Annotated in this window: 21 protein-coding genes; 8 read left to right on the forward strand and 13 right to left on the reverse strand. The window is 46.0% G+C overall.

Annotation, left to right across the window (positions count from 1 at the left end; translation table 11 throughout):
• Positions 1-18: 18 nt before the first annotated feature.
• Complete coding sequence (locus QVE09_RS12505; protein ID WP_315937057.1) at positions 19-1,713, reverse strand: DNA repair helicase XPB; 1,695 nt, start codon at positions 1,711-1,713, stop codon at positions 19-21.
• A 191-nt stretch (positions 1,714-1,904) separates the two neighbouring features.
• Positions 1,905-3,074, reverse strand: a complete 1,170-nt coding sequence (locus QVE09_RS12510) for a M20 family metallopeptidase (protein WP_315937058.1) — start codon at positions 3,072-3,074, stop codon at positions 1,905-1,907.
• A gap of 210 nt (positions 3,075-3,284) precedes the next feature.
• On the opposite strand from QVE09_RS12510, the gene QVE09_RS12515 reads away from it, so the two are divergent.
• Positions 3,285-3,632, forward strand: coding sequence for a YugN family protein (locus tag QVE09_RS12515; RefSeq protein ID WP_017687430.1), 348 nt, complete (start codon positions 3,285-3,287; stop codon positions 3,630-3,632).
• 13 nt (positions 3,633-3,645) lie between these two features.
• Positions 3,646-4,935, forward strand: coding sequence for a putative lipid II flippase FtsW (gene ftsW / locus QVE09_RS12520; protein WP_315937059.1), 1,290 nt, complete (start codon positions 3,646-3,648; stop codon positions 4,933-4,935).
• A gap of 128 nt (positions 4,936-5,063) precedes the next feature.
• On the opposite strand, the gene QVE09_RS12525 is transcribed toward ftsW, so the two are convergent.
• Positions 5,064-5,426 carry an Asp23/Gls24 family envelope stress response protein gene (locus tag QVE09_RS12525; protein ID WP_017687428.1) on the reverse strand — a complete coding sequence of 121 codons (363 nt, stop codon included), beginning with the start codon at positions 5,424-5,426 and terminating at the stop codon, positions 5,064-5,066.
• Positions 5,427-5,609: 183 nt separating this feature from the next.
• Between QVE09_RS12525 and cax the strand changes: the two genes are divergently transcribed.
• Positions 5,610-6,680 carry a calcium/proton exchanger gene (gene cax, locus QVE09_RS12530; protein WP_074095776.1) on the forward strand — a complete coding sequence of 357 codons (1,071 nt, stop codon included), beginning with the start codon at positions 5,610-5,612 and terminating at the stop codon, positions 6,678-6,680.
• 185 nt (positions 6,681-6,865) lie between these two features.
• Here the strand turns inward: cax and QVE09_RS12535 are convergent, their stop codons facing one another.
• The 5 genes from QVE09_RS12535 to QVE09_RS12555 form a co-directional block, all read right to left on the reverse strand.
• The gene (locus QVE09_RS12535) at positions 6,866-7,159 is read right to left on the reverse strand and encodes an Fpa/YlaN family protein (protein WP_017687426.1); all 294 of its coding nucleotides are present in this window, start codon (positions 7,157-7,159) and stop codon (positions 6,866-6,868) included.
• Positions 7,160-7,383: 224 nt separating this feature from the next.
• Complete coding sequence (locus tag QVE09_RS12540; RefSeq protein ID WP_036614658.1) at positions 7,384-7,629, reverse strand: HPr family phosphocarrier protein; 246 nt, start codon at positions 7,627-7,629, stop codon at positions 7,384-7,386.
• Between the two features lie 96 nt (positions 7,630-7,725).
• Entirely contained in the window at positions 7,726-8,841 is a 1,116-nt protein-coding gene (locus QVE09_RS12545; protein WP_315937060.1) for an aminopeptidase, read from the reverse strand.
• A gap of 111 nt (positions 8,842-8,952) precedes the next feature.
• A complete protein-coding gene (locus tag QVE09_RS12550) occupies positions 8,953-9,810 on the reverse strand; it encodes a hypothetical protein (RefSeq protein ID WP_315937061.1) in 858 nt (285 codons plus the stop codon).
• Positions 9,811-9,956: 146 nt separating this feature from the next.
• Positions 9,957-11,948 carry a sensor domain-containing diguanylate cyclase gene (locus tag QVE09_RS12555; RefSeq protein WP_315937062.1) on the reverse strand — a complete coding sequence of 664 codons (1,992 nt, stop codon included), beginning with the start codon at positions 11,946-11,948 and terminating at the stop codon, positions 9,957-9,959.
• 465 nt (positions 11,949-12,413) lie between these two features.
• Here QVE09_RS12555 and rpsD point away from each other — a divergent pair, with 465 nt between their 5' ends.
• From rpsD to QVE09_RS12570, 3 genes are all read left to right on the forward strand, one after another.
• The gene (rpsD, locus tag QVE09_RS12560; protein WP_062835377.1) at positions 12,414-13,013 is read left to right on the forward strand and encodes a 30S ribosomal protein S4; all 600 of its coding nucleotides are present in this window, start codon (positions 12,414-12,416) and stop codon (positions 13,011-13,013) included.
• Between the two features lie 187 nt (positions 13,014-13,200).
• Positions 13,201-15,306: a methyl-accepting chemotaxis protein gene (locus QVE09_RS12565; RefSeq protein WP_315937063.1), complete on the forward strand. Its 2,106-nt coding sequence runs from the start codon at positions 13,201-13,203 to the stop codon at positions 15,304-15,306.
• Positions 15,307-15,535: 229 nt separating this feature from the next.
• Positions 15,536-18,634: a transglycosylase domain-containing protein gene (locus QVE09_RS12570; RefSeq protein WP_315937064.1), complete on the forward strand. Its 3,099-nt coding sequence runs from the start codon at positions 15,536-15,538 to the stop codon at positions 18,632-18,634.
• 203 nt (positions 18,635-18,837) lie between these two features.
• Here QVE09_RS12570 and acsA read toward each other — a convergent pair whose 3' ends face one another.
• Positions 18,838-20,562 carry an acetate--CoA ligase gene (acsA, locus tag QVE09_RS12575; RefSeq protein ID WP_315937065.1) on the reverse strand — a complete coding sequence of 575 codons (1,725 nt, stop codon included), beginning with the start codon at positions 20,560-20,562 and terminating at the stop codon, positions 18,838-18,840.
• A gap of 494 nt (positions 20,563-21,056) precedes the next feature.
• On the opposite strand from acsA, the gene QVE09_RS12580 reads away from it, so the two are divergent.
• Positions 21,057-21,689: a GNAT family N-acetyltransferase gene (locus QVE09_RS12580; RefSeq protein ID WP_101313583.1), complete on the forward strand. Its 633-nt coding sequence runs from the start codon at positions 21,057-21,059 to the stop codon at positions 21,687-21,689.
• Between the two features lie 110 nt (positions 21,690-21,799).
• Here the strand turns inward: QVE09_RS12580 and QVE09_RS12585 are convergent, their stop codons facing one another.
• The 4 genes from QVE09_RS12585 to QVE09_RS12600 all read right to left on the reverse strand — a co-directional run bounded on the left by QVE09_RS12585 (position 21,800) and on the right by QVE09_RS12600 (position 24,604).
• Positions 21,800-22,495: a 5'-methylthioadenosine/adenosylhomocysteine nucleosidase gene (locus tag QVE09_RS12585; protein ID WP_315937066.1), complete on the reverse strand. Its 696-nt coding sequence runs from the start codon at positions 22,493-22,495 to the stop codon at positions 21,800-21,802.
• A gap of 119 nt (positions 22,496-22,614) precedes the next feature.
• Complete coding sequence (ccpA, locus tag QVE09_RS12590) at positions 22,615-23,628, reverse strand: catabolite control protein A (protein ID WP_062835383.1); 1,014 nt, start codon at positions 23,626-23,628, stop codon at positions 22,615-22,617.
• A gap of 92 nt (positions 23,629-23,720) precedes the next feature.
• The gene (ytxJ, locus tag QVE09_RS12595) at positions 23,721-24,068 is read right to left on the reverse strand and encodes a bacillithiol system redox-active protein YtxJ (protein WP_215078203.1); all 348 of its coding nucleotides are present in this window, start codon (positions 24,066-24,068) and stop codon (positions 23,721-23,723) included.
• 122 nt (positions 24,069-24,190) lie between these two features.
• Positions 24,191-24,604, reverse strand: a complete 414-nt coding sequence (locus QVE09_RS12600) for a hypothetical protein (RefSeq protein ID WP_084174710.1) — start codon at positions 24,602-24,604, stop codon at positions 24,191-24,193.
• 276 nt (positions 24,605-24,880) lie between these two features.
• On the opposite strand from QVE09_RS12600, the gene QVE09_RS12605 reads away from it, so the two are divergent.
• Positions 24,881-25,405, forward strand: coding sequence for a type 1 glutamine amidotransferase domain-containing protein (locus QVE09_RS12605; protein ID WP_036674874.1), 525 nt, complete (start codon positions 24,881-24,883; stop codon positions 25,403-25,405).
• Position 25,406 lies beyond the last annotated feature (1 nt).

A 25,406-nucleotide genomic window follows, 5' to 3' on the forward strand; every position in this document is an offset into this window, starting at 1 on the left:
TTCGCGAGTATAAATGAACTATTCATTCTCATGAACGATGGCATACTCATATCCCTGTTCTACCAAAAACATCTGACGATTTAAAGCAAAATCCTGTTCCTTGCTATCCTCTGACACCAGTGCATAGAAATAGGCTTTGTTTTCACCAGCTTTTGGTCTCAGAATTCTCCCCAAACGTTGTGCCTCTTCCTGCCTTGACCCGAAACTCCCGGATATCTCAAGCGCAACCGCAGCATCAGGCAGATCCACAGCAAAATTGGCAACCTTGGATACAACAATCGTTTTGATATCTCCACGTCGAAAAGCGGCAAACCACTTGATTCGCTCTTGCTGCGACATGGTCCCCGAGATCAGAGGTGCTTCAATTTCCCGGGCAATCAACTCTAGTTGGTCCAGATATTGTCCAATCACTAGCGCAGGTAAATCCCGATGACGTTCCAGCAAACGCTTGACTACACGTACCTTCGCCGGATTCTCGGCAGCCAATCGAAATTGGTGCTTAACCTCGGCTTGCAGATAATTCGATCTTAGTTCAGGAGAAAAAGGGATACGTATCTCCTGACATTGTACATCTGCAACCCACCCTTGCTGCTCCAGTTGTTTCCATGGCATATCATAAAGCTTTGGACCAATCAGCGAAAATACATCCTGTTCACAGCCATCCTCTCGAACCAATGTGGCCGTTAATCCCAGTCTTCGCGTAGCTTGAATATCCGCAGTTGCACGAAACACCGGCGCTGGAAGCAAATGTACTTCATCATATATGATCAGACCCCATTGCCGCTCACTGAGCAGTTTGATATGGGTAAAATCAGCATCCTTTGTTTTCCGGTGTGTAAGAATCTGATATGTAGCTACAGTTACAGGTTTCACCTGTTTTTTCTGACCTGAATACTCACCAATCTGTTCACTGGTAATCGTTGTTTTGTCTTGAATTTCCTGAATCCACTGTCGCACAGACGTTGTATTGGACGTCAAAATAAGGCATTCACATTGAAGCCGCTCCAGCACGGCCATGCCAATGACCGTTTTGCCTGCCCCGCAAGGAAGTACGAGTAAACCGCTTCCTCCCATGCCCTCACTGCCTTCGAATGCATCCACAGCCTCTCTCTGGTAAGAACGCAGCGCAAATCGTTCTGAACGGTCCCCTGAATCATTGGTTCGCCATTCAAATGAAAGCTTGGTTCCCTCCCGATACCCCACGTAATCAAGTACAGGGTAACCCAATCGTGTTAATTCCCTTTTTAATAACCCTCGCTGTTCTCCTGGGAGCAGAAGTTCATGAGCGTCCTTACGTTCCATACGAAAGGCAGCTATCGTTTTCAATCCACTTAATTCATCCAGCAACCGCTCATCCTCACTGTAAAGGCGCATTCTGGTGTGATCCGCTTCGGAATGCAGCTTTAATTTGCCATACTGATCCATGATTCTCCGAACATCCTGTATGAGTGCAGCAGGGACGTTCCAGCGGGATACCAGCTCCAAACTTGCGATGACCTGATCTGCATTCCATCCCAGCGCAGCCGCATTCCAGAGCGATAACGGAGTGATTCGGTAAGTATGGAACGCTGCCGGTGTCTTAACCAGTTCTGAATACATCCCAAGCTGCTCTCTTGCTCTTTCGAATCCGGGGTGGCCAACTTCCAGCAAAACTGTAAAATCCCGCTGAACGATACAAGCATCCGTTCTTACCATATGTTCTGTTCCTTCCATTTAGAGCCTTCCTCCTATCAAAAAAAGTCCAGTTCCGGCAGCTTCCGAAAATGAACCACTTTAAGTGCACGTTCAAAAAGTCTAGTTTTCAGTACAGAAAAGTGGACTTTTTGAACAACCTCTAATAAAATCCACAAAAAAACATCCTGCCCATACCTCGGTATGAACAGGATGCCCAACTGCATCTAAAGTCATTCGGTTGTGTAACCCTTAGCCATGGCGATAAATAATTTTACGGCAGTCTGCATCGCGTCTTCATCAAAATCAAACATCGGATGATGATGTGGATAGATCGCATTTTTATCCGGGTTACCCGCTCCAACAAACATAAAGCACCCTGGGACCTTCTGCAAATAATACGCAAAATCTTCCGCTGGCATCAGCATCGGGGATGCTTGCACTCGTTCTGCCCCAAATAATTCTGTAGCTTCTCTGAAGAAGCGTGCTGTCTCTTGTTCATTATTCACCACAGGCGGATATCCCATAATATATTTCACTTGCGTCTCTGCACCATACGCTGCCCCTGTCTGGGCTACCATAGTAAGCACACGCTCTTTCATCCCGTTTCGGGTCTCTTCATCAAACGTTCTTACCGTACCGCTCATTTTGCATTGCTCTGCAATTACATTCTGAGCCGAGCCCGCCTGCATTGTACCAATGGTCAGCACCGCCGGTTGTAATGGATCCACCGAACGACTGACAACGGTCTGAAGCTGCATCACAAGCGCAGAACCCGCAATAAGACTATCTATCGTGGATTGTGGCATCCCGCCATGTCCACCTTTGCCTTTGAGTTCAATGTAAAAATCGTCCGCCGCCGCCATCATCGGTCCTGCCTTACTGGCAACAACACCTACAGGCAGCGGGGTCCACAGATGAATGCCGTATATGACATCCACGCCTTCAATCGCACCATCCGCAATGACCTGAACCGCACCGCCCGGAAGCAGTTCTTCTGCTGGCTGGAACAAAAAGCGAATCTCGCCTCGGATCTCCTGCTTGTGACGGCTGAAATACAATGCCGTACCGAGCAAGATTGAGATATGACCATCGTGGCCGCATGCATGCATCGCTCCTGCTTGTTGTGACGCATACTCAATATTCTTCTCATCCTGAATCGGCAATGCATCCATATCAGCTCGCAGCATGACGACAGGACCCGGCTTGTCCCCACGGATTGTACCAATGACCCCGTGACCACCAACATGACGCCTCACTTCAACGCCAAAGCTCTCCAACATATCCGCTACAAAAGAGGACGTCTTCTCCTCATGAAAGGAAACCTCGGGATTGCGATGAAGGTGACGCCGCCATTCCACCATGTGGATCTGCAGATCTTCCCACCATATATTATTAGTCATGTCTCTCCACCCTTTCAATCTTGAACGGGACTTATATCAACCCCGAACCTTCCTCTTCAAACCTATTGCTGTATATTGTAGCAGAATTGGAAGAAAACCGATACGAAACGCCTTTGGAAAGCTTGCACGGGAAGGGGAAACATACTATCATGAACTAGAGAAATACTCGAGAAATTATACTCGGAAGCTTATGAGGAGGATCAGACGCTTATGATTTTTGAGAATACAGGCTTGGATGGCTTGAAGAGCGACTTGGCATACCTGGATGAGAGCGCCGAGAAAGTCGGATTTGTCCGGTGGCAATGGGAATATTACCGTGCTACATATGACTACAAAATTGAAGATGAACAAACCAACTCAGAATACTTTGTACGCATTAATACCCGCGCAGTGGAAGGCAAATTGGAAAAACCGGATACCGTTCTTGCTGTTGAAGCAGTATATCTTGGCAAAGCCACTTTCCCTCACGGCCTGGATTATGACTCTTCCGTTCCGCAACCAGTCGTGAAGCTGGCAGCCCAAAAATTACAGCAGCTCAAAGAACTGCTGGAAGCATAGGCTGGGCCAAACGATGAAACAACAAACGGCCCAAACGAAAACGAAGAGAGGCACGCCGGATTTTCAACTGCTAATCCTCACTTTATTGTTGGTGGGCTTTGGACTGGTGATGGTATTCAGCTCCAGTTCCAGCATTGCAATCGCAAGCGAAAGATTTAACAATGATGCCCTTTACTTCACGAAAAAACAACTCATGTGGGCGATTATCGGTCTATTTGGCATGTTTTTTGCCATGAATATCCGTTTCAACAAGTACAAAAAGCTCTATGCACCCTTTTTCCTGCTTACTACGGTAATGCTGGTGATTGTGTTGGTCACAGGCGCAGTATTGAACGGTGCACGAAGCTGGATTCACATTTTTGGTTTCAGTCTTCAGCCTGCGGAATTCGCAAAAATTGCTATCATTCTTTATCTCTCTGCTCTTATTACCAAAAAAGGTGAGAAATTCAGAGTTTTCAAGACAGGGTATTTTCCCGTCTTGTTCATCGTTGGATTCATCGCAGGGCTGATTATGCTGCAACCAGACTTCGGTACCACCTTCATTCTGGTGTCCACCTGTGGTCTCTTGATCTATGCGGGTGGAGCCAGTATGAAACATATCCTCGGTTCGATTCTCTTGGTTGTACTCGGTGGGGCACTGGCGTTTGGAGCGAATTCCCTGTTTTCTTCCATGTCTCCTTCCGACACAACGACTGCTACAACAGCAGTCACTGCGGAGCAGAACTACAAGATCGGACGAATTCAAGCTTTCCTGAATCCTTTATCCGATATTAATGGCGGAAGTCTTAACCTATACCGTTCTCTTGTTGCCATTGGTGATGGCGGCATGACAGGTTCCGGGATTGGACAAGGTACGATGAAACTGCACTATTTGCCAAATGCGTATAACGACTTTATTTTCTCCGTAATTGGTGAGGAGCTTGGATTCATCGGAAGTACATTATTCCTGCTCGTTTACCTGTACTTCATCTGGCGAGGAATTATTGTTTCTCTCCGCTGTCCCGATCCATTCGGAACATTGGTCGGTATTGGAATTATGGGACTGATTGCGATTCAGGCATTTATCAACATCGGTGGTGTAACTCAGACCATTCCGGTGACGGGGGTTACGCTTCCGTTTATCAGTTATGGGGGGACCTCACTCTTTGTGATGATGGTTGCCATGGGCATTCTGCTCAGTATTTCACGCACCAACAATCTGGACGTGATCAAGGAAGAGAAAACCAAGTCCGTGACTGTACAGACACAGACTCGTACCTCTCCTGCTCTTCGTTCACGGGAATCCATCCGTCGGATTCGATAAAAAACAACACAAAAAAAGCTGTGCACCTAATGGATGCGCAGCTTTTTTGTGTGTACTCGTTACAATTCTGTCTATCAAGATGAAGAACAGGTCAATGTAGCTCTGTCCTCCATTGCGGATTGCGATTTCTACAGATCGTCGCCTTTGAAAGATACGCCTTCTACCTTTACATTGACTTCAACCACGCGTAATCCGGTCATGGTCTCTACCGCTTCTCTTACATTCTGCTGAAGCATACGGGAAACTTCATGAATCGGGGTTTCGTACAGGACGATGATGCGCAGGTCAATGGCTGCTTCCAGCTGGCCGACCTCAACGCTCACGCCTTTCTGTACGTTTTTACCGCTGAGTCGCTTCGCCCAGCCCTCTGACAAACCTCCAGACATTGCGGCAATTCCGGGCGTTTCCATTGCAGCCATTCCGGCAATTTTTGCAACCACGTCATCGGCAATCCGGATGTTTCCGCTCTCCAGTTGAAGTTGTTCTGCCATGCCACATCCTCCTTCACTTCGTTACTCGTATTTTAAATCCTTTCCACCCCAAAAAGCAAATTAAACTCAAAAAGATGCGTTTACAACCTACCACCATTTGGTTATATTGAAATATGAAAATAATCTCATAAGCGATTTACAATGCAATTCAAAACAAAATAATTTATAACCGAGGTGTTTGTTGTGAGAAACCGGATTTCATCCATTTTGCTGATTGCGTTCTTTGCACTCAGTGCCATCGCCCACTACATGAAATGGGATTCGATTCTACAGTTCGTGATATCAGCCATTTCGGTTATTTTTGTGGCCGGTTTTTTAGGCAAAGCCACCGAAAATGTGGCCCACTACGCCGGACAGCGGCTGGGTGGATTCTTGAATGCCACCTTCGGCAATGCCGCCGAATTGATCATCGCCATTTTCCTCGTCAAAGAGGGACTGTTCGACATGGTCAAAGCAAGTCTGACAGGCTCCATCATCGGAAATCTGCTGTTAGTGCTCGGGTTAAGTATTTTTGCCGGAGGACTCAAGTTCAAAATTCAGAATTATAATGTTTCACTTGCAGGTCTGAATGGTTCCCTGATGATTGTTGCCATCATTGCCCTGTTTATCCCGGCAGTCTTTCTCAATACACATTCCATTACACAGAAAGACACCAATACACTTAGTCTCATCGTGGCCGGATTGCTCATCCTCGCGTATATTGCCTGGTTACTGTTCTCCATGGTGACGCATAAGAACTACCTTGCAGACGTCACTGAGGATCGCGATGAAGAGCTACCTCATGAGCATGCTCCGGCGTGGTCCAAGAAAAAATCTATTCTCTACCTGGTGCTCGCAACGGTCATGGTTGCCTTCGTTAGTGAATGGCTGGTCGGGACGCTTGAAGTATTCACTTCGGAATTTGGACTTAGCGAACTGTTTGTCGGTGCATTCCTTGTCGCCATCATCGGTAATGCAGCGGAACACAGTGCAGCTATCATGCTCGCCATGAAAAATAAAATCGGAGCAGCCGTTGAGATTGCTGTCGGTAGCAGCTTGCAGATTGCGCTCTTCGTTGCCCCTGTGCTGATTTTTGTCAGCTACTTCACAGGTAGAACCATGGATATCGTATTTACAACGATTGAACTGGTCGCCATCGGCGTATCCGTATTTATTGCAAAGTCCATTACCCAAGATGGTTCAACGAATTGGTACGAAGGTTTACTCCTGCTCGTGGTATATATCATACTCGGTGTATCCTTCTTCCTGGTGTAACCAGGCCCTCACGTAGTCACCATTAAAATAAACAAGCCACAGGAGGCAGCCCAATATACATTTGGAGCTGTCTCTTTGCTTGTATACGCCTTCCGGGTGGCTTTCATCCCCATCCCGTTCAGATGCACAAAAAAAGCATGCATAAACGCCTGCATGCCTTCTATTCTGACCCGCGCATTTGCAGGCTATTGCTCATTCTTCTTGTTCAAGGCTTCATATAGAATTGCCAAATTCCGCTCAAGCGCGCTAACCAGCTGCTTACCTGCACCTTCTGGAAGGAGCCCTGCACGAACAGCAAAATCAACTTCCTTGGAGAACCCATACATCTGTGTATCCAATACTTCCTCATAGAGAGGGCAGTAGCGGGTAGCCAGATTCTCCATCTGTACTTCAATAAGCTTCTGTATTTTATCTGCATCTTCTTGAAGAAGACTGATCGCTTTCAAATTCAGCTGGTCCTGCAGATCAGATGAAGTCATGCATTTTCCCCCCTATGTCCCAAAAATCGCGTAAAGACGTTCTACCTCTAATATTAGACGAAATGAAGAGCTAATACAAGAACCTGACCAAAATAAGCCCGCAAAGTTAAGCCTTCTGTTGAAGCTTAATCCACCTGTTCCAGTCACGTCCAGATGAGTATTCAGGTCATTCTATGCCAAAAAACACCCCTGCCAAAAAAGGCAGAGGTGCTTCTTGAGAGTTATTACTCAGATGCGATGCTTACATTCAGTCCATGCTTGGCAAATACTTCTGACATGGCTGCTTTCGCTTCAACTGCATCTGGACCATGAACATGCAGTTCATAGCTGTGCGTGCTGATCAGCGTTGTAAACAATCCGAGAATACTTTTTACATCGATATACTTGTTCTCCGAATGAAGCACGATTGAAGAAGTAAACTTGCCTGCTGTTTGAGCAATTTCTACTACAGCCGCGTTATTACTCGACATAGGAATCCCTCCGTCTTTTTACTATTGGTATCATCTATTAATTACCACTACATGATACCGTGAATCCGCTTTCCTAGCAACAGCAAAATCCTGTTCCTACTTCAAACGGTCCGGATTCAGGCATTCCAGCTCAGGAATGACAAAGATACCGTCTTTACGAATCAGCACATCGTCAAAATAAATCTCCCCGCCGCCATAATCCGGACGCTGGATCAATACGAGATCCCAGTGGATGGACGAGCGGTTGCCATTGTCAGTTTCTTCATACGCCTGACCTGGCGTAAAGTGTAAGCTGCCTGCGATTTTCTCATCGAACAGGATGTCTTTCATCGGATGCAGAATATGCGGGTTAAATCCAATCGCGAATTCACCGATATGACGAGCACCCTCATCCGAATTCAGGATTTCATTCAAACGCTCTGTATCGTTGCTTGTCGCTTCAATGATTTTTCCATTCTCGAACGTGAACTTGATATTTTCAAATGTCACTCCGTTATACAACGTTGGCGAGTTATAACTAATCGTTCCGTTCACGGAATTACGCACAGGGGCGCTGTACACTTCGCCATCCGGAATATTTTTTTGCCCAGAACATTTTTCTGCCCCGATATCCTTAATGGAGAAGCTCAGCTCTGTTCCTGGTCCCGTGATACGAACTTTGTCCGTCCGCTTCATCAGGTTAGCAAGCGAGTCCTGCGCTTTGTCCATTTTGGCGTAATCCAGGTTACATACGTCGAAGTAGAAATCTTCGAACGCTTCTGTACTTGTATTGGCGAGTTGCGCCATACTTGCGTTAGGGTAACGAAGTACAACCCATTTCGTATGTTTGACACGTTGTTCACTATGTACCGGGTGGGAGTACAATGAATTGTACATTTTCATTTTTTCTTCCGGCACATCGGACAGATCATTCACATTTTCTCCCGCACGAATACCGATATAACAATCCATCTGTTTCATACGGTTCAGATCAATCTCTGCCCACGTTTTCATCATTTCTTCTGTCGCATTTTTCAGCATCGCACGCTGTACGGTTTTATCAGTCAACTGTACAAAGACGTTACCACCTTTTTTGCCTACTTCTTCAATAATCGCGTTAATCAGATCACGTTCCGATCCAATCATCTCAACCAATACATTTTCACCAGGCTGTACATCTACTGAATAGCCCACCAGGTTTGCTGCAAGCTTTTGAATTCTTGGGTCTTTCATCTTGGTAAAATCCTCCTGTCATCTGCCATACTCGAATTGAACAACGGTAAATTACGATACTATTGTAGCACGCGAACAGTCATCCCGTCAGCAGGCAGTCCCTCACATCGTTTATTGATATGACTTGAAGTTTACATCGGTGACAAGAGCTTCTTTGTTACTTTTACGGTTGTTGTCCGTGTAACTCACCTGACTTTCAGAGGATAAACGAAGAGGCAGACTGCTCTTCCGATCTACCGTGAGATGATATACCGTCTGCACGCTCGCTTGTTTCATCATCTGTTGCATCGTTGTTTCACCTTGTTTCCAAACTTTGTCCAGATCCTTCTCAAGCTTCTCCTTACGCGCCCCTTTCACCGTAGCTGCCTTATGCATATATTCTGACCGAATGGCGTTCATCTCGTCGTTTAGCTGGGCTACAGCCCATGATTTGGCGTCTTCCGGTGCAAGTTCAATCCGTAATGTTCTGGTTCGACGACCAGCCCCATACTCGGATTGAATGGTTTTGTTCATCTTATCGATCTTCTCCATTTGGGCAATTGGATTAAAGCGGGAAAGCGACCCACGCAGCGGCTCATGCTGCGCTGACAACGCCATCCATTGCCCTTGTTTCCGCTCGAAAGAGGCGCTAAACCCACTGGGCTGTCCGTTATTTTTTACGGCAGTTGTTTGAATGCCTGTGCCCACAGCGGTTACTTCTCCTGGTAATCGGGTCTGAAGGGTCAGGCGATCATGATTCTCCAGCTTGCCTTCGAATTTGAACTGATTCTCAAACAGCCCGCTGTTCTCCCGTCGAAGTCCTGCCTCTCCTTCAAAACTCAACGTTTCTTTTCCCGCTATCCCCGATAAAGCCAGGGAAAAAATCTCCTCAGGTGTTCGATCTCGCTGGATTAATCCACAACCCGGAACACCAATAATCACGATGCTCACAAATAACCATAATGTACGTACCGAATGGCGGTTAAACATGTCTATCTTCACCCTTCCGTGAACTTTCTCCATAGATTGCCCCGCCCGTATGCGCTTATACTTCCTTCTATACACATCTTGATCTCCGATACACACACACAAAAAAAAAAAAAAGAGAACGACTCCGCAATTGGAATTGTTCTCTCTTAACGTGTTACCTCCTGTTCCTCTACAACGATTCTGTTCCGACCCCCATTCTTGGCGCTGTACAAAGCCATATCTGCTCGATAAAACAAGGACTCTACACTGACCTTTTCATCCATCCAATTCCACTCTGCAATGCCACTGGATACCGTGACGAGCGGTCTGGTCTCTTCTGCGACTCTCTTTCGAATCACTTCCGCATAATCTAACGCTTGCCTTACACTCACCTGTGGCATATAGATCGCCAGTTCTTCTCCACCCCATCTGGCGCAGACATCCTCCGAGCGAACAGAACTGGTGACGATCTCACTCACTTGCTTCAATACTTGATCCCCCGTCTGGTGTCCAAATGTATCATTCACCTGTTTGAACTGATCAATATCCACCACAATGAGGGAGCCACAGAATTCATGAGCCTGTCTCTCGTGAATCACACTATCCAGATAATGCCTCACGTACAGACCTGTCAACATATCCAGATTAGCCAAGCGCCGAACCTCGGCATGCAGCGTGGCATTTGACAGGGCAAGCCCGATATGAATGGATAACATCTGCAAGAGCCGATAGTTATCGTATGAAAAGTAGTGCTCTCTACTGTGTCCCAGCAAAATGGCACCCTTCACTTCACCATTGACTCTGATCGGTGATGCAATCAGTGACATGGATCCCGTATCTTCCATGAAAAAGGAGGATACTTTATCAAATTGCGCATAATTGGCTATAATAAGCGGTTCCTCTGTTCGATACACCAAGCCTGCGATACCGTAGTCTACAGAAAAGGATTGGTGAAAAACATCTTTCACGTTAGATGACATGACTTCGAAGTCATTGGTACTGTCATTGAGTTGAAGAATGCAACACGTTTCAGCCTGGAATATTTCCTTTAACTCTTGCTCGGACAGTTGGTAAATCTCCGAAAGATGCAGGCTTTTGTTCAACCGCTGTGTAAGATCATTAATTAAACGAAGTTCCTGAATTAACATATTGGATTGTTCATGCAACTTGGCGTTCTCAAAGGCCGTTCCTGCAGTGTCTACCATCATCGTAATCAATTGCAAGTCCGATTCTTCCATGATCTCTTCATTCATTTCGATATGGAACACACCGTATATGCCTTGTTTACCTTTCAACGGAATCCCTACATCTACAATGCGGTTCTCTGAATCATGTGAGCGAGCAACGATCAGCTTACCTTCCATAAATGAACGCACACAAATATCTTCTCCTCGCTCGTGGACAAGCAACGGTTTAATCCGTGGATCAGAGTTGCTCTGATCCTGAGACATATACAATTTTATATAAGTGGCCGGGTACAAGTAGTCCATACTGTCAAATACCTCATCCAATATGGCCTCGACATCCATTTTGTCATGCATTCGCTGAACAATCTGAAAGAGGATGGACCTCCGGTGTTCCTCACGGGCTGTTTGTTCATGAGCATGTAACAGGTCCGTCATAAATATGTATTCAAATCTTCGGTAAAAGCAGGTGTGATAATGCAATGCCTCAGATTGAACCACAGCTTCAGACGTTTCATATCCATTGGATTCATAGATCACAGCAGTGAATACGGCAAACATATCCTTGTTTGTTCTGGAGAATAAGGGATGTGTTATTATAAGATATTCTCCGTGTTCGCTTGTCCCTTTAAGGGACAGGACCTGTCTCTTATCCAAACATTCCAATACCAGCCTGCGTGCATTTACGCCCGGATCAGCTTCATGATCGCTATCGTATCCTATGCAATCGCCTTCCGTGTTCCACACGCTGTAAAAGGTTGATGTTCTGGCAAGGCTTGAACCCATTCTGGAGTTCCAGTCACTGTATGCCTGCTCTAGCAAGCTGCCCAAATATGAAAAATCAAAAGGTGTGATATCCATTTTTTGCATCCACAACACATGCTCTTCATGAGAACGAGGAGCGGCAAAAGATGCGGAATCGCCCGAACTTCGTGAATTCAAGCTGGCAGGTAAACTTCTTAGATGTTCTAACATGTCAGGCGCTCCTTTGCACCGTTTTTGCATCCACCAGGATGCATTAATCTGCAGACGTTATCGCAAACCTGCAAATTCGTTGCGATAACCTTGCTACATAAAGATGATTTAAAGTTAAGATACAATCTATTTTACTCTGTTTAAAGCTTTTTTGCATCCATATTTCAGAAAATTGTCCCATTATTTTAGGCCCAATGACCTATCGACAAATTTAGACGTTTTTTTGCTTTTATTCTACGCTTGACTTTGTTTCTCTTAAACTGTAATATAAATTGTTGATGAAGACTACTAATGGGTCTTTAAATTTGGGCATTACCGGTTGTGTCACCCTCATTCTTTTTGTTGCTTTCAGGACAGCGGCTGAACTTTCCTGATCGTTCTATGCGAGGCCAAGCCCGCATCAACAAATTGGAGCGCAAACAGAGCCCTAATATGAACTTTAACTAAAAAGGAGCTACTTTAAACATGGCACGTTACACTGGTCCTAAATTTAAATTGAGCCGTCGCCTCGGCATTTCCCTTAGCGGAACAGGCAAAGAATTGAAACGTCCTTTCCCTCCAGGTCAGCACGGAGCTAACCAACGCAGAAAAATGAGCAACTACGGTATGCAATTGCAAGAAAAACAAAAATTGCGCCACATGTACGGTTTGGGCGAGAAGCAATTCCGCACACTGTTCTCTAAAGCTCAAAAAATGCAAGGTATTGCCGGTGAGAACTTCATGTTCTTGCTTGAGTGCCGCCTTGACAACCTCGTTTACCGCCTTGGGTTTGCTAACTCCCGCGCTGGAGCACGTCAGTTGGTAGCACACGGTCACGTAACTGTAAACGGCAAAAAAGTCGATATCGCTTCTTACCAAGTAAGCACTGGTGATGTAATCGGCTTGCGTGAGAAGAGCCGCGCTCTTTCTTCCGTTAAAGAAGCTTTGGAAGGCCGTTCGCATCTTCCAGCATACGTTGAATACAACGAAGCAGCTGTAGAAGGTAAATTCATCCGCTTGCCTGAGCGTGCTGAATTGTCCCAAGACATTGATGAAAAACAAATCGTCGAGTTCTACAACCGTTAATCGTTGCAATCACATTAAAGTTTCAATCCAAACAGCTGTCGAGATTTTCTCGGCGGCTGTTTTTCTATGCTTTTTTTAATTATCTTCATTATAAGAACGTAAATAACGATATAAAATATAGACTCCCTTCAGGAGAAGCACACATCCATGTATACATCACAAGAATAACATCGAGGGGGATTAAAACATGCATTTTTTTCGCAATCGCAAGCTTGCTGTTAAGCTTGGACTTTTACTCGGAGTAGTATTACTCTGCTGTATTGGAGCCCTGATTGCATTTAACACCAAGTCCATTTACGACAAAAGCCTGCAGTACGGTGAAAGCGTTGCTGGACAGGCTGCAAATCGAGCTACGAACGAGTTCATGACTGACATTAATCAGGTCAAAAACACATTGGACACCATGAGTACCACGTTATTGGATGCCGCTCAGAACGGATCACTCAACCGTGAAGAAGTCGTTAGACTCCTTGAACAGTATCTGAAAAAGGACGAGAAAGTTTTTGGCTTTTATACGGGTTGGGAACCTAATGCCTTTGATGGAAACGATGCAGATCACGTGAATAAAAATGACTATGATGATGCTACGGGTCGATTCGTTCCATACGTTATACGCGATGGCAACTCCCTGCATTTTGAGCCTATGCCTACTTATGAGGGAAGCGGTGAAACCAGTACTTACTATCAGCAGCCAAAGAAAACCAAATCCATCTATTGGTCCGAGCCTGTTACCTATACGGTTGGTGGAAAAGAAACACTGCTCGTTTCGATTGTCCTCCCTCTATTAGATGAAAACAAAAATTTTCTCGGCATTGTTGGTGCCGACTTTACCATTGATCGTTTTCAGCAAAATATAACATCACTTAATCCGGATCAGGGTTATGCCATGCTTATTACTAGAGAAGGACAGATTGCTGCACATGGCTCCAAACCGGAACTGGCTCATGAAGGAGCTGTAATTCCATCTGAAATGAAGACGATCATTCAGCGTATACAATCTGGCGAGTCTCAGTTTTACGCCACTGACCCTGAAGTAGGGGAAGAACTGTTTATTGCTGAGCCTGCCAGGTTACAAGGAACAGATTCAAACTGGTACCTTGTATCGGCGCTACCAAAGAGCCATATCCTTCAACCCTTCTATGACAGCTTGAACTGGTCCATACTTATTGCCGCACTGGCTGTACTTCTGCTTGCAGGTGTGGTTACCTACACCATCATCTCCATTGTAAGACAGCTGAATCAAGTTAATATCGTCGCTGGACAGCTGGCTGACGGAGATTTGACACAAAAGTTACCGGTACGATCCAAAGATGAATTTGGCGTCATGGCGGGTCATATGAATCAGATGATGGATACACTGCGTCATACCATATCGGTTATATCCGAACATGCTCTATCTGTGGGCTCTACCTCTCAACAGTTGACCGCAGGTGCTGAAGAAACAGGTAAAGCTGCCGAACTGATTGCATTAACAGGAGTGGAACTTGCAAATAAAGCAGGTAAACAGGTGCAGGAGCTGCAAGAGTCCTCCCGTTCCATGAATGAAATATCTGTAGGGATCGGAAGAATTGCAAAGACCGCCTCCGATGTATCGGATTCATCGCGAGCTGTGGCTGAGCGAACAACTGTGGGGACCGATAAGATTCAGTCCGCCATGCGTATGGTCGATAGCGCCACCTCTTCTGTGCAGACATCCATGACCGCACTGGAGAATTTTCGCCAACGTTCGGAAGAGATTGGACATATTACAGGCATGATCACGGAAGTTAGTCGTCAAACCAATCTTCTTGCCCTTAATGCTTCCATTGAAGCATCACGAGCAGGTGAACATGGGCGCGGGTTTGGTGTTGTTGCTTCCGAAATTCGTAATCTGGCTGAACAATCCAGAATATCAGCAGCGCAGATTGCAGCGTTGATTCATAACGTTCAGCAAGAGGTCCTTTCTCTCGTTGAAAATATGGAACAGGGGAATGCCGAGGTGAGCCATATAGCGGAAGTGATTAATGAGAGTGGTGAACTATTCCTCTCCATTTCATCACAGATTTCAGATGTTAATGAGCAGATTGAGCATGTCTCAGCCATTGCGCAGCAGATGTCTGCTGGATCACAGCAGGTTGATGCAACTTTAGTGCAACTCAAAACCATTGGTCATGAGACAGCAGATCACGCATCTCGTGTTGCCTCTGCCTCTGAAGAACAACTCGCATCCATGGAAGAGATTACGGCGGCATCTGCCTCACTGGCTAATCTTACCCAGGAACTATTAGAGCTGATTCAACGATTCAAAACCTAATGTAGAAGACCTCCAATACGACAAATCATTCAGGCCACCCTATGCACCTCAGCATGGAGGTGGCCTGCTTATTTTGGCTTACAACTCATGAAATGTGCCTCAATATCGCATGATATATAGCATAATGCATGGCAGAATGGCAAATTTCGACCATTACTTGTATTTCTCAGGCATGCAAACCCGCCTTTTTATGCTATAATAAGTGCTGTTAAAAGGAGGAAGACACTGAATGGTTGATGTTAATAAGAAAAAGCCCGATGAACAGCCTGTACGCAAACGTAGCTTTGCCCGCAGACTGGGAAGTTTCGTCAAATGGATGGTCGTCCTTGGATTTATGGGGGCACTATTTGTAGGCGGCGCTTTGATGGGATACGTCAGTTCCATTGTGAAAGACGAGCCTGTCCGTTCAAGGGCCCTGATTGAACAAAAAGTCAGCGAAAACTCCATCACAGGCTTTGCTTACTTTGCCGACGGCAGTCCGATCGGTCAATTACGTACGGAAGAAGACAGGCGTCCGGTCACTACGGACCAGATCCCACAAAAGGTTATTGATGCTGTCATTTCGATTGAAGACAATCATTTTTACGAACATAAAGGTGTAGACATGAGCGGAACACTACGTGCCGTGAAACAGAAAGTGCTGAAAGAATCAGTACAAACCGGCGGTAGTACACTGACTCAGCAATTGGCGCGTCGTGTGTTTTTGAATCTGGATCGCACGGAAGATCGGAAAGTGAAAGAAATCTTGCTCTCACTCCGACTCGAACGTTTCCTGACCAAAGACGAGATCATGACAGCCTATCTGAACAAAGTTCCTTTTGGTAATGGTTCCAGTGGATACAACGTTTACGGAATCAAAGCGGCCGCCAAAGGATTGTTCAATATTAACGATCTTGAAAAAATCAACATTGCTCAAGCTGCTTATCTTGCTGGATTGCCACAACTCCCCTCCTCTTACTCCGCTTTTAACGGTAAAGGTGATTTTGTAGAGGAGAATTTTGACCGCGCAATCAACCGTCAGCATCTGGTACTGCGCCGTATGCTTGAACTGGGCAAAATCAATCAGTCCGAGTATGACGAAGCTCTAGCTTTTGATATCAAAAGCTCGCTCGCTCCGAAGACCGTCAAGGCTTACAACACTTATCCATATCTTATGATGGAAACGGAACGACAAGCTGCACAGATTTTGATGAAACAGTTGAATTCCGACACAGCTGAATCTACAGACAAAGCTACGGATGCAGACACACCTCAGAAGGAAAACAGTGCGTTATTAGAGGAAGCTCAGACGCAACTGCGTACAGGTGGATATCGTATATACACGACCATCAACAAAAGTATATACAAAACGATGCGTACCATTGCGGAAGATGACAGCAATTTCTCAGCAGATGATCCTGTCAAAGGGAAAGAACAAACTGCTGCCATGCTGATTAATCACAAAACGGGTGCTATTCTGGGCATGATTGAGGGACGGGATTTCCAGGATGAACAGATGAACTACGCAACGCAGATGATACGTCAGCCAGGTTCAACGATGAAACCTATTGCCGCTTATCTCCCTGCGCTAGATGAAGGTCTTGTTCAGCCAGCTTCAATTATTGATGACTCACCGATCATTTTGAAAGACGGCCCGAGCGGGTACCACATTGCAAAGAACGCTAACAACCGTTACCAAGGACTTGTTACGGCCCGCAGAGCACTGAATTACTCACTTAATATACCGGCTTTGAAGTTGTTCAATGAAGAAGTCGGGATCGACAAAGCATGGGCCTTCGCCAAGAAACTGGGAATCACCACCATTCAGAAGGAAGACTATCAGGCTCAGACCGGTGTTCTCGGAGGACTCCAATACGGTGTAACCGTTGAAGAACTGACCAGTGCCTATGGTGCCATCGCCAATAATGGTGTGTATAACGATTCCTACATGATTAGCAAAATTGTAGATTCCAAAGGCAACATCGTTTATAAACACGATACTGAACCTGTCCAAGCCTTCTCGGAGCAGACAGCATACCTGATGACCGATATGCTGCGGACCGTTATTACAGAAGGAACGGCAGATAAAGTACGTGAAAATTACAAATATTCCAAGAGTGTGCCGATTGTAGGTAAAACGGGTTCCACTCAAAACTACGCAGATGTCTGGTTTGAAGGTTATACACCAGATGTTACACTTGGCGTGTGGGTTGGATACAAACAGCCAGTGAATACGCTGGAAAGTAAATCACAGAGAAAACGTGCGCAACAACTGTGGTCGAAAATCCTGAATGAAGTGATCGATACGCAAAAAGATCTATTCATCACGGATTCGTTCAAAAAACCATCTGGCATCGAAACGCGCACAGTATCGGCTTACAGCGGCAAGTTGCCAACATCCATGACTGACAAATTTGTTACGGATATTTTCAACAGCAAGTTTGTTCCGAAGGATAGCGATGACGGTGTCGCCAGAGCCAAGTACATCACTTACAATGGTGTCAACTATATTCCGCGTGACGGAACACCTTCGGACATGTTGAAGGAAAAAACAGTAATCAAGCGTAAAAAACCAATCTCGGATCTCATCAAAGAATTGCAAAATGCATTCTCACGTATGAGTCGACATGAGTCACTTGCTTATTATCTTCCTGAAGATGCTGATGCAGACATGCCGACACAGATTGATCCAAGAACAGATAACGGCAAAACTCCTGATGCACCAGGTAACGTACGAATCTCAACCTCGGGTGACAGAGCTGTCATTACATTTAATGCCACACCTGAAAATGATGTCGTGGGTTATCGTCTGTATCGTTCTGTAAACGGTGGAGGATTCCAGAACCAGGGTCAAGTTGTCCTGACTGGTGAATCCAGATCATTCTCTGCATATGCAGCACAAGGCGGCAACTTTGCCTTCTATGTAACCGCAGTGGATGTTGCAGGCAGAGAGTCTGCTCCTAGCGCTACAGTAAATAGTGCTGGAAGTGTAGCTCCTCCTGTGGAAGAAGAGATTAATGAGCCGATTGAAGTTCCAGGCACAGTCATTACGCCGGGAGAAACGCAGACCGATAATACAACAACGACAGCCCCAGGCACACCTGGTCAAGTCAGCGTATCTGCCCTCTCTCAAGGACTGCGCATTCAATGGGCGTCTACTCCAAACGCAGATAGTTATGCTGTATATTACAGTGAAACGGGCTCGGCTCCTTATACCAAAATTGGAACAACAGCGAGTAATACGATGGATTATGGAGTACCCGCATCTACCAGTGGATGGTTCAAGGTATCTGCCAGTAACAGTGCGGGTGAATCCGAACCTTCTGCAGCCGTTCATTTTCAACCCTGATTCAGGCATAGCGATCCAAAACAAGCCGCATTCTCAGACCGTATCTGAGAGTGCGGCTTTTTAATTACATGTGCAGCAGGCTTTTACAACCGATTTTAATGGGTAGAGTCACTGTATTTGGAATCGTAGAATATTAACTTCTTCCCCACTACTCAATGTATCGGTATCGATAGCGCCACATTGATGATCCTAGCACTGTCACGTTAGTCTTCAATGGTGGAGAGATCTCCTGTTGGCAGATCAAGCTCCCAGGCTTTCAGTACACGGCGCATGATCTTGCCGGAACGTGTCTTGGGCAGTTTATCCTTAAACTCAATCTCACGCGGAGCAGCGTGAGCAGACAGGCCCTCTTTGACAAAACGATAGATCTCTTCTTTCAGCTCCGGTGTCGCCTCATATCCTTCACGAAGCGCTACAAAGGCCTTGATGATCTCCCCACGTGTTACATCCGGCTTACCAATTACACCCGCCTCTGCTACCGCAGGATGCTCCACAAGCTTGCTCTCCACCTCAAAGGGTCCGATACGCTCGCCTGACGAATTAATCACATCATCAATCCGTCCCTGGAACCAGAAATATCCTTCTTCATCCATATAAGCGGAGTCCCCGGATACGTACCAACCCGTAAGCCTGAAATACTCCTCGTATTTCGCAGGGTTATTCCAGATCTTTGCCATCATGGATGGCCAAGGTGCCCGTATGGCCAGATTACCCATACTGTACGGCGGCAATTCCTGCCCGCGATCATCAATAATGGCTGCTTCTATGCCAGGCAACGGACGCCCCATGGAGCCAGGCTTGATTGGCATTCCGGGATAGTTACAGATCAGCTGTGCACCTGTTTCCGTCATCCACCATGTATCATGAATTCGCTGACCATAGGCTTTCCATCCCCAACGAACAACCTCTGGATTGAGCGGTTCACCGACAGACATTACATGACGCAGACTGCTCAGATCAAACTGGGCGATGGTCTCTTCTCCCGCTCCCATCAGCATACGGAAGGCCGTTGGTGCACTGTACCAGATCGTGACTTTGTTCTTCTGGATGGTGCTGTACCAATCTTGAGGACTGAAACGACCGCCCCGTATCACATTGGTTACTCCGTTGAGCCATGGAGCAAAGATACCGTAAGAGGTCCCTGTCACCCAACCAGGGTCAGCAGTGCACCAGTACACATCATCCTCACGTAAATCCAGAACAACCTTACCTGTATAATAGTGCTGAATCATGGCATTTTGAACATGGTACACCCCTTTGGGTTTACCCGTAGAGCCTGAGGTATAATGAATAAGCAAACCATCCTCACGATTCAACCACTCTACTTCCATCTCATCCGAAGCGGCAGACATCTCTGCATCAAAATCGATGAGTCCTTCTTCAGTCTGCGCGCCCCCACCCACAATAAAGATATGTTTGAGTTCGGGCAATTCGGAACGTTTGATGCGTTTCAGTAATTCCGGAGTTGTGACGAGTGCTACTGCTCCGCTATCCTCCAGCCGATCCTTCACAGCCGTTTCCATAAAAGCTTCGAACAAAGGGCCCGCGATGGCTCCAGCTTTCAATATACCCAGAAGACTAAAATACAGCTCAGGACTTCGAGGCATAAAAATAAACACCCGTTCCCCTTTGGCTATGCCATATTTGCGGAGAACGTTCCCGAACCGACTCGACTGTTCACTCAGATCAGCGAAAGTATAGGACTCTTCACGTGAAGCATCGCTATACAATAAAGCGGTTTTTCCGCCCCTTCCTTCCAGTACATGACGATCAATCGCTTCATGCGCCATGTTTACTTTTCCGCTGGCGTGCCACGTAAAGTGCCTTTCCACCGATTCCCAATCGAACCGGCTTCTCGCCTCCGTGTAATCGCCCAGATTAGATTCAGACACAACCGTTTGCAGCATCTCACCATGTGCTTGACTCATGCTTGCCAGCCTCCTTCAACTCGACATTTCGATTCCCGTTAGGGGTCAATTCTCATTGCCTTTGTGTTGACTGAACTTCCAGTTAGCGCTTACATTAGTAGAGAGAACTTCTCATCATGTACTTGCTCGGCCAAACAGATGTTAACCATACTGTATTGAATTGTGAACATTTTTTGTCTACGCAATTATAGCAAATCTTTTCAATTGTCGTCTATGGCTTTTCAATTTTTTGGATTTTTGCTATAAATATGTGTTCAAGAAGATCGGTTTTCAGTACCAAGAAGATGGGATGAAGCTAGAAATGGAGTAGCGGAGCGTAGGGAAAACTACGGGAGCAACTAAAATGTTTCCTTTGGAAACATACTTCGTAAGCCTCCCGCTTATTTCGGGTGAATGCCATATTCGATGCTGATGATGCCACTAGGCATCCTTCGTAATCAAAAGCGTTCTTTTTGGAACAACCTCTATAAGTAGGAGAGAGAGGAGCATGAACCATGGAACATATCAAAGAACATCATATGCGTTCCATCTTCAAGTCCGGACACCGGATTACTGTTGAAGGCCCCGTGCAGGCCGAGGAGATAACCCGTCTTGCCTTTCATCCGGATCTGGATGCCTTTCGGCGCCCAACGGAGCAGCAGGAAGCTCTCGCAGAGATCGCAGCATTGCCTGAAGGTCGAATTATCATTGCACATGAAAATGAGACGATTATTGGTTATGTAACCTTTCACTATGCGGATGATTGTGAACGCTGGTCCGAGGGTAATATGACTGATCTGATTGAGCTTGGGGCAATCGAGGTTGCGGATGACTATCGCTCGCTTGGCATTGGACGTGAAATGTTGCTTACCGCTCTGGAAGATAAATACATGGAGAACTACATTATTTTCACCACAGAATATTATTGGCATTGGGATCTGAAGGGCAGCGGACTAAACGTATGGGATTATCGCAAAATGATGGAGAGGCTGATGGAAACGATCGACATGACCTGGTATGCAACAGATGACCCTGAAATCTGTTCACATCCTGCGAACTGTTTGATGGTACGTATCGGAAGTCAAGTGCCCATCACATCGGAAGAACAGTTTGATCGTGTGCGCTTCCGCCATCGGTTCATGTACTAATTCGATGATCTGTTCCAAAAACGATATACATAACAAAAACCGCCTCTCGCAGCGTTGCTCCATACTTCATGGAACAGCTAATCGAAGGGCGGTTTTTCAAGTTACTTCCATTACATATTTTCTAACATGTGCTCCACTATTCGGTGTGAACGCTGCGAAGATTCCACGGTAAATTCAGCAAAGTTAACATGTGCCGAACCATCCGCTTTATCTGACATCCCACGCAGGACAACAAATGGTACTCGATTCATGTAACAGACCTGAGCGACTGCTGCCCCTTCCATCTCGGCACATGCACCGTCCATTTCCGTATATAACATGTTAACCGTATCTTTATTCGCAATAAATTGGTCTCCAGATAACACTTTACCGATCAGGTAATTGGCTCCCTGAGCTTTACATGCTTCTTCAGCCAGTGTAATAAGCGAAGCCTCGGCAGGGAATGCAGATGTCTCCTGGTAAGGAATAACCCCGCGTGCGAACCCCAGTGGCGTTACATCCATGTCGTGCTGAACACATACCGACGATATAACCATATCTCCGATGTTCAGCTCCGGGTTAACTGCACCCGCAACACCTGTGAAGATAATGCGATCAACCTGAAAACGATCAATCAAAATCTGCGTCGTAACCGCTGCATTTACTTTACCTACGCCGGATTTGCACACGACAATGTGCTTGCCCAGCCACTCGCCTGCAACGTATGTAATGCCGGTTTGTTTGACCGTCTCAAGCTGCTTCATACCTGCCAGCAAAAGCTCGACTTCCTCATCCATCGCTCCGATAATCCCAATCGTTTCATGCATCTTCGGATACCTCCTGTTTTCACTTTTAACCTCATTCAGCACAAAAGCTCCGTCTCCGGAGCTTTCGCATATCCACTATGTAGAGAGAATGGCTTCTCCCTTACTGTATATAATCCCGATTAAACTACATCTGCGTGACTTACAGACAGACGAAGAATCGTTTCATGCGGCAAAATAACCCGTGGGTTCTCCACATTTTCTTTCTTCATCAACTTGGTCAGCAAACGCATCGCTACTGCGCCAAGATCGTACATTGGCTGAGCCACTGTCGTCAACTGAGGACGCACCATGGAAGCCATACGGATATTATCCACACTAATAATGGAGAAGTCATCCGGTACTTTCAGGCCTTCATCCTGAATGCTGTGAATGGCACCAATCGCCATTTCATCTGTTGCAGCAAAGATCGCCGACGGCTTCTTCTTCAGTCCGAGGAAATATTTCATCGCTTCCACACCGGATTCATAACGATAGTTACCGATACGTACCAGATCCTCCTGGTATTCCATGCCTGCTGCTTCCAGTGCTTTCTTGTAACCTTGGAAACGGGCATATCCATTTGCCGGATCTTGCAGTGTACCACTGATCATCGCAATTTCCTTGTGTCCATGACGAATAAGGGTGTTTACCGCGTCAAACGCAGCAGCCTCATGGTCAATATCCACCGAAGGGAATGTGCCCTTCTCATCACTCGTTGCACAAAGTACGATCGGCACAGCCGCAGACTGGAACGCCTGAATGTGTTCGTCCGTTACTGTTCCGCCCATGAAGAGCAGTCCGTCTACTTGCTTTTCGAGCAACGTGTTAATTACACGAATTTCTTTTTCTTTCTTCTTGTCTGCATTACACAAAATAATATTGTAGTGATACATATTCGCAATATCTTCAATTCCGCGGGCAATCTCCGCGAAGGTTGAGTTCGAAATATCTGGAATAACGACCCCGACCGTGGTTGTCTTCTTGCTTGCCAGACCTCTGGCTACCGCATTCGGACGATATCCCAACCGTTCGATGGCTTCATATACTTTTTTCCGCGTTTGCGGTTTGACATTAGGGTTATTATTAACTACCCGTGATACCGTTGCCATAGACACTCCAGCTTCACGTGCCACATCATAAATGGTTACCGTCACAGTACTTCTCTCCATTACCAGTAAATTTTCATACCATTTTCATTAAGATTTATATTACGACAAATTTTTGCATTAATCAATTAAAATAGGCTTTAAGACTCACTCAAAACATTCGCAAGTGTGGTTCTAGTAATATCTGAATGGGAAGTATGCCATACAGGAATTCCCTTTTTGATCAGGATCGCCTGTGGAGATTCGTGCTTAACACCCAGCTTATCTGCTGCTTCATTGGATACCGGGCGATCTTCCACAACATAGATGATGCCATATTTCACTTGTTCATTGGCATTGTTAAGCAAATAATCGTTCATCTCCTGATAAGCGTTCGAGCTGATCGGACAGCGCGTGCTGTGCTTAAACAGAAGCAAGGGTTGATCCTTGGTAGCCTCCACTGCGGAGTTTAGCTGTTCAATACTTGTCATTTTAGTCATGTCAGCCATTAGATATACATCCCCCTTTACCAGGAATACCGCTATGTTGAGCGTTTTCACTCTTCGATATCTTAACAAAAAGTGCGCGAAAAAGCCAATTTTCATGAAAACAAGCATTTTACACGTCAAAATTAGACAGCATTTGAGAAGTACTCCTGCCACACAAATCCGGATAATTGACTTAATCTGCGCTCCGTGGTCTCAATCCACGCTGCATCACCAGACTTCGTTGCGTAACCCATAATGTCCAGCAGCAGATTGATACGCTCCTCCACTGCTTGCTGCATTCGATATTCCATCTCCCGATCGGTCGCATCCGGCCAGGCCAGCAGTAGCTCATGAAACAGGTCTGCCAGTTCATTACGTTCACCAAAAGATACGTCTTGCTTCACGGGTTGTTCACCCAATGTGCTAATGCATTCTGTTAAGTCCGGCTTGACCGGCGGAAGCACTTCGTATGACACACAGTCTGTACACGCAAATACGGGTACGTTTCGAATCTCCACTTTTTTGGCGTATACCACTGTTCTTAATTCCAACTCCATTACATGTCCACATCTGCACGACTTGCGCACCACCATCACCTCATTCGTTCTATACTCTATATAAGTACCATTCGACCTATTTCGGCTCAAATCCTGCTATAAACGAAAGGTTGCACAAATTACCACTCCCTCCAGATGAAGGTTGTCGAATGCAGGCAGTCACTGACTTGTAATCGCTTCCTCCAAACTGAATATGCACTTCCATGAAGTCCCTTGGAGAATCTGTTACAATTAAAGACGCAATAGACCTAATCACCGCAAAAAGGAGAGATGGACATGAGATTAACCGGTAAAAAAGTCATCGCTCTGGTCGATGAAGAATTCGAGGATTTAGAATTGTGGTACCCTGTACATCGGGTTCGTGAAGAAGGTGCAGAAGTTCATCTTGCTGGAGAGAAAAAAGGAAAAACCTATATTGGCAAATATGGTGTGCCTGCTGAAGCCGAATACAGTTTCGATGAACTCGACAGTTCAGATTACGATGGCATACTCGTGCCAGGCGGCTGGGCGCCAGACAAGCTGCGTCGTTATCCCAAAGTACTGGAGCTTGTAAAAGAAATGAATGCAGACCGGAAACCGATTGGACAGATCTGTCATGCGGGCTGGGTGCTGATTTCTGCCAAAATTCTGGACGGGGTTACAGTAACCTCTACACCAGGCATTCGGGATGACATGGAAAATGCAGGTGCGATCTGGAAAGATGAAGCGGTTGTTGTTGATGGACATATCATCTCAGCACGTCGTCCGCCTGACCTTCCACCTTATGGCAAGGCATTCTGTGATGCACTCGCTGACAAATAAA

The sequence above is a fragment of the Paenibacillus sp. ClWae2A genome, from assembly GCF_032452295.1.
Taxonomy (GTDB): domain Bacteria; phylum Bacillota; class Bacilli; order Paenibacillales; family Paenibacillaceae; genus Paenibacillus.

Bases quoted from the DNA above. Each gene is read 5' to 3' on its own strand.
- ftsW (WP_315937059.1), top strand. From the start codon at position 3,646: ATGAAACAACAAACGGCCCAAACGAAAACGAAGAGAGGCACGCCGGAT.
- QVE09_RS12515 (WP_017687430.1), top strand. From the start codon at position 3,285: ATGATTTTTGAGAATACAGGCTTGGATGGCTTGAAGAGCGACTTGGCA.
- acsA (WP_315937065.1), bottom strand. From the start codon at position 20,562: ATGAGTCAAGCACATGGTGAGATGCTGCAAACGGTTGTGTCTGAATCT.
- QVE09_RS12580 (WP_101313583.1), top strand. From the start codon at position 21,057: ATGGAACATATCAAAGAACATCATATGCGTTCCATCTTCAAGTCCGGA.
- QVE09_RS12550 (WP_315937061.1), bottom strand. From the start codon at position 9,810: ATGTTTAACCGCCATTCGGTACGTACATTATGGTTATTTGTGAGCATC.
- QVE09_RS12535 (WP_017687426.1), bottom strand. From the start codon at position 7,159: ATGACTTCATCTGATCTGCAGGACCAGCTGAATTTGAAAGCGATCAGT.
- QVE09_RS12540 (WP_036614658.1), bottom strand. From the start codon at position 7,629: ATGTCGAGTAATAACGCGGCTGTAGTAGAAATTGCTCAAACAGCAGGC.
- QVE09_RS12605 (WP_036674874.1), top strand. From the start codon at position 24,881: ATGAGATTAACCGGTAAAAAAGTCATCGCTCTGGTCGATGAAGAATTC.
- QVE09_RS12570 (WP_315937064.1), top strand. From the start codon at position 15,536: ATGGTTGATGTTAATAAGAAAAAGCCCGATGAACAGCCTGTACGCAAA.
- QVE09_RS12585 (WP_315937066.1), bottom strand. From the start codon at position 22,495: ATGCATGAAACGATTGGGATTATCGGAGCGATGGATGAGGAAGTCGAG.
- ytxJ (WP_215078203.1), bottom strand. From the start codon at position 24,068: ATGGCTGACATGACTAAAATGACAAGTATTGAACAGCTAAACTCCGCA.
- QVE09_RS12555 (WP_315937062.1), bottom strand. From the start codon at position 11,948: ATGTTAGAACATCTAAGAAGTTTACCTGCCAGCTTGAATTCACGAAGT.
- rpsD (WP_062835377.1), top strand. From the start codon at position 12,414: ATGGCACGTTACACTGGTCCTAAATTTAAATTGAGCCGTCGCCTCGGC.
- QVE09_RS12510 (WP_315937058.1), bottom strand. From the start codon at position 3,074: ATGACTAATAATATATGGTGGGAAGATCTGCAGATCCACATGGTGGAA.
- QVE09_RS12565 (WP_315937063.1), top strand. From the start codon at position 13,201: ATGCATTTTTTTCGCAATCGCAAGCTTGCTGTTAAGCTTGGACTTTTA.
- QVE09_RS12600 (WP_084174710.1), bottom strand. From the start codon at position 24,604: ATGGAGTTGGAATTAAGAACAGTGGTATACGCCAAAAAAGTGGAGATT.
- QVE09_RS12525 (WP_017687428.1), bottom strand. From the start codon at position 5,426: ATGGCAGAACAACTTCAACTGGAGAGCGGAAACATCCGGATTGCCGAT.
- QVE09_RS12505 (WP_315937057.1), bottom strand. From the start codon at position 1,713: ATGGAAGGAACAGAACATATGGTAAGAACGGATGCTTGTATCGTTCAG.
- QVE09_RS12545 (WP_315937060.1), bottom strand. From the start codon at position 8,841: ATGAAAGACCCAAGAATTCAAAAGCTTGCAGCAAACCTGGTGGGCTAT.